Raw genomic sequence first — 3,457 nt, 5'->3', positions numbered from 1 at the left:
GTCTACGGCACCTTCGGACCCGACGGCGCCTACGTCCGCCGCGACTACGACTTCAAGCTCGTCGAGGAGGTGCCCGGCCCCGGCGGCACGGTCTACCTGCGCACCACCGACGAGGCCGTGAACGTCCTGGTCGGCGCGCTCGACACCGACGTCACCAGCGCCCAGATCGCCGCCGAGGTCAAACTGGAGGTCCTGGTCAACCGGGGCCGCCTCGCCGACGCCCAGCTCGCCGCGGAACAGGCCAGGTACCGCACGGTCCAGTACGCCGAGACGCTGCGCCGCGCCCTGGAGGCCACCCGCCGCAACGTCCGCTCGGTGGACTGGCTGACAACCGTGCCCGACATGATCTCCGAGGCCCTGGACCACGTCGCCGACCGCTACCGGCACGAGAACGCCATCCTCACCAACATCCGCCGGGTGCGCGACGAGACCGGCGACGAACGCCACCCCGACCACAAGCTGCGCGCCGCCGAACTGGTCGACATCGTCAAGGACTGCATCCGGCGCCACACCCAGCTCCAGTCCCGGCTGCTGGACGCCGGCCCGGTCTTCCGCGCCGAACAGGACCGCCAGGCGTTCGCCGCACCCGCCGCCCGCGTCGGGCTCGACCTCCACGGCCAGCTCCTCCACCCGATCCTGCCCGAACCGCTGGAGCGCGCGACCCGGGTGACCGATGCCTTCTTCGCCAAGGGGACCGGCCCGCGCACCCCCGCCTCCGTGCGGCTCGGCGACCTCGTCGACCTGCTCCTCACCCCGCCGGCGCCACGCGAGCACCTGGGCGCCGAGATGCCCGAACCGGACCTGATCGCCACCCCCGACGACAGCCGGTTCAGCGAGGAGCAGCACGCCGCCGCCGCCGAACTCCTCGAACTGCCCCCCGAGGCCCCGCGCCGGCTCTCCGGGCTGCTCGCCGACGCCCGTGGACGCGACCCGGAGCTGCCCTACCTGGTCGCGCTGATCGCCGTGCACGCCGCCAGCCCCCCGGTCGGCACCGCCTACCGGCAGGGCGAGGAGCGCCTGCTGTTCGCCGTCGACGACGGCACCGAACTGGACGACCCCGAGTTCGGCGGCGCCGACCTGATCGTCGGCACCGCCCTGCTCGACGCGGCCGGCATGGCCGCCGGACGAAGCGAGGCGCCCGCCCGAGCGGCGCGCGGCACCAAGGAGCACGACCTGTGAGCGAGTACGACGCCGACCCCGCGCCGAGCGAGACCGCCGAACGTCCCGCCACCCTCAACCCGGCCGACGCCGCCGACGCCGCCCGCCTGGTCGCCTACGGGCTCCAGCCCAAGCTGCTGCCGGCCCGGGACGCCGCCTACACCGAACTGCTGCGCCGCTACCGGGACGAACCGGCGTTCGCCCGGGTCACCGACGCCGTCGCCACCGGCCTCGGGCTGGTCGTCCTGGAGGTCTCCACCCGGGCCGGCATGGCCGTCGCCGCCGGTGAGGACTCCGTCTTCGCGGTACGGATGGGCGACTACGCCCGCCGCGCCACCGCCGACTCCGCCGACCGCTTCCTGCACGGCCTGGCGCACCTGGCCGTCGCGGTCATGGCCTTCCCCCGCCCGGAGGACCTGGCCGACGACGGCTACATCGGGAGGGTCACCGTCGCCGGCGTCGAGTCCTTCGTCCGCCAGGCCTGCCGCCGGCTGGAGGAGCGCGCCGCCGAGCAGGGCGAGAACGCCGACCCCGTCACCGACGCGCCCGGCCTGGAGGCCGCCTGGCGGGTCTACGCCCGCCGCAACGCCACCGGCGCCACCAAGGACGCCCGCCGGCTGGCCGGCTCCACCACCGGCATCATCGGCAAGGCCGCCGCCTTCCTCGCCGACTCCGGCTTCCTCCAGCGCACCGGGGACGAGTCCGGCGGCACCTACCGCACCACCGCCCGCTACCAGCTCCAGGTCCGCGACATGGCGGGCAACGCCGCCCTCACCGAACTGCTCGAACTGGGCGTCGTCCCGGTCAGCGACGGCACCGCCACCCTGCTGCCGGCCGACGGGGACGAACTCGGGCTCGTCGAGGGCGAGGGCCTGCCCTTCCACGCCGACCCCGGCCCGCTGCCCGCCCAGCGCAACCGCTGACGCCCCCGCAGGCCGCCGTTCGGCCTCTGTCGTCCCGTTCCGTCCGACCCCGCCCGCAACGAGAGTCCGCCCACATGTACGAGCTGTCCCGCATCCGCCTCTACTCCATCGGACCCGCGGGTGCGCGCTACGCCGACACCGTCCTCGACCTGCGCGGAGTAGGCGCCCCGGTCCCCCAGCCGGCCCCCGCCCAGGCGGACTTCTTCGAGGACGAGCCAGTCGGCCCGCCGCGCCGGCCCGCGCCCGCCGGCGTGCTCTTCCTGGAGAACGGCGGCGGCAAGTCGGTACTGCTCAAACTGATCTTCTCCGTGATGCTGCCCGGCCACCGCAACACCCTGGGCGGCGCCAGCTCCGGAGTGCTGCGCAAGTTCCTGCTCGCCGAGGACTGCGGCCACGTCGCCCTGGAGTGGCAGCACACCGTCACCGGGGAGACCGTTGTCGTCGGCAAGGTCAGCGAGTGGCGGGGCCGCCAGGTCTCGAACGACCCGCGCAAGTTCGCCGAGGCCTGGTACAGCTTCCGGCCCGGCCCCGGCATGAGCCTGGACTCCCTCCCCGTCGCCGAGGCCAGCGCCCTGCGCCCGACCGCCGAAGGCGCCTCGGGCGCCCGCGGCCGCCGCCGCACCATGAAGGGCTTCCGGGACGTCCTCACCGAGACCGGCAAGGCCTACCCCGGCCTCGACGTCGTCTGGGAGGAGGGCCACGACCGGTGGAAGGAGCACCTGACCCGGCTCGGCCTCGATCCCGAACTCTTCCGCTACCAGCGGGAGATGAACGCCGACGAGGGCGAGGCCGCCGGCCTGTTCGCGGTGAAGAACGACGCCGACTTCACCGACCTGCTGCTGCGCGCCGTCACCGACACCCGGGACACCGACGGCCTGGCCGACCTCGTGCACGGCTTCGCCCACAAACTAGGCCGCCGCGCCGAACTGACCGCCGAACGCGACTTCACCGCGGGCTCCCTCGACCACCTCGCCGCCATCACCGAGGCCGCCGAGCGGCGCGACCGGGCCCGGGCCGTGCACGCCGCCTCCGAGGAACGCACCCGCACCCTGGCCGCCCGCCTCGGCGCCCGCGCCGCCGCCGAACGCGCCAGGGCCGCCGAACACGCCTCGGAGGTCGCCCACGCCGCGCACGCCGTCACCGACGCCGAACGCGGCCGTGAGACCGCCTCCCTCATCGCCGCCGAACTCGCCCACCGGCACGCCAGCCTCGCGCTGGCCGCCGCCGAGAAGGCGGCCGCCGCCCAGCGCCGCGAACTCGTCGACGCCCGCACCCTGCACGCCGCCTGGCAGGCCGCCGAGACCGTCCTGCGGCACCGCGCCGCCGCCGACCGGGTCACCAGGGTCGCCGCCGCCATCCGCGAGGCCGAACGGGAC

2 protein-coding genes and 1 pseudogene are annotated in these 3,457 nt (G+C 75.1%); all 3 read left to right on the top strand.

Translation table 11 applies throughout. The annotated features are described in order from the left end of the window. A partial coding sequence (locus tag GL263_RS23570; RefSeq protein ID WP_182857759.1) for a hypothetical protein occupies positions 1–1,179 on the top strand: 1,179 nt, incomplete at its 5' end. After that, the gene (locus tag GL263_RS23565; RefSeq protein WP_182857758.1) at positions 1,176–2,081 is read left to right on the top strand and encodes a hypothetical protein; all 906 of its coding nucleotides are present in this window, start codon (positions 1,176–1,178) and stop codon (positions 2,079–2,081) included. The genes GL263_RS23570 and GL263_RS23565, both read left to right, overlap by 4 nt. A 74-nt stretch (positions 2,082–2,155) precedes the next feature. Next, positions 2,156–3,457 (top strand): annotated as a pseudogene (locus tag GL263_RS23560) (hypothetical protein); the annotation flags it as partial.

Origin of the sequence: Streptomyces durbertensis, from assembly GCF_014156695.1 — a bacterium.
In the GTDB taxonomy this organism is placed as follows: Bacteria; Actinomycetota; Actinomycetes; order Streptomycetales; family Streptomycetaceae; genus Streptomyces; species Streptomyces durbertensis.
The sequence above is the reverse complement of the archived record's forward strand: the minus strand, read 5'-3'. Positions and strand labels throughout refer to the sequence as shown.